Source organism: Halomonas sp. MES3-P3E (genome assembly GCF_002836035.1).
GTDB classification, from domain to species: domain Bacteria; phylum Pseudomonadota; class Gammaproteobacteria; order Pseudomonadales; family Halomonadaceae; genus Vreelandella; species Vreelandella arctica.
This window is the reverse complement of record NZ_PJBT01000105.1, coordinates 1-1,204: the sequence shown is the minus strand read 5'-3', so window position 1 is coordinate 1,204 and position 1,204 is coordinate 1. Positions and strand designations below refer to the sequence as shown.

General features: G+C 55.8%; 1 protein-coding gene. It reads left to right on the top strand.

The window, feature by feature from the left end; all coding sequences use genetic code 11:
• Positions 1-98: 98 nt before the first annotated feature.
• On the top strand, positions 99-1,204 hold a 1,106-nt coding region (locus CXF87_RS12085; RefSeq protein WP_101146785.1), incomplete at its 3' end, for an IS1380 family transposase.

Sequence of the window (1,204 nt, the reverse complement as noted above, 5' to 3'; positions counted from 1 at the left end):
TAGCCCGGATTTCTCACAGGGTATAAAAGAAAGCGGCTGAAAGTGCTATGATTTCAAGAACCTAACCAATCCATCAAGCACCAACAGCCGCTTCCAAAATGGTACCTGAAAAGCTGACCTTCTCGCCACTCTCACGCCGCCAAATTGAAGCCGACTTCTCCGGGGGCCACATTACGTCGGACGCCGGATTACTCCTGCTTCGTGAAGTCGATAAACAGCATCGCCTGACACGCCGCTTGGCCGCCGTGCTTCATGATCCCCGCGCACCGGAACAGGTTCGTCATAAGCTCGACACTTTGGTTCGTCAGCGGGTGTTCGGTGTCGCCGCTGGCTATGAAGATTTCAACGACCATGAGGCCCTGCGCTATGATCAGGCCCTTCAGACAGCGCTCGGTGAAGAGGATACGCTGGCAGGCAAGTCGACGCTGTGCCGGGTGGAGCAGAACGCCGATCGGCAAGCAATAGTGAAGGCCCATGAGTTGCTGTGGCATCACTTCATTGAACAGCATGACGAACCACCAAAGGAGATCGTGCTGGACTTTGATGGCACCGACATCCCCGTGCATGGCGAGCAACCCGGCAAGTTCTTTAACCGTTATTACGATCACCACTGCTACTTCCCACTGTATGTCTTCTGTGGGCGCCACTTACTGGTGAGCTATCTGCGCACCAGTGACCGCAGCGACAGCCGCCATAGCTGGGCGATCCTCGCCTTACTGGTACGCTTTATCCGTCAATACTGGCCCGATACGCGCATCGTGTTACGAGGTGATAGCCACTTTTGTCGTCCCCGGATGCTGAACTGGTGTGATCGGCATCACGTCGACTACATCGTGGGAATCGCCAAGAACAGCCGGCTGCTCAAGGAAGTGGACGTCCCCATGATGCTGGTGCGCAAGACCCAATGGCAGGTGGGAGGGAAAGTAGCGGGGACGTTCCGCTTCCAGTATCAAGCCCACTCCTGGAAATACTCACGCTGGGTGGTGGCCCGCCTAGAAGAAGGCGAGTTAGGCTCTAATCCCCGGTTTATCATCAGTTCCCGTTACGATGATGGCTTCAAGCTTTACTACGAGCAGTACTGTGCCCGGGGTGACATGGAGAACCGGATCAAGGATCAACAACTGAGCCTGTTTGCTGACCGGACCTCCAGCACGCACTGGTGGGCCAATCAGTGGCGGCTGATCTTGTCGGGCTTCGCTTATAC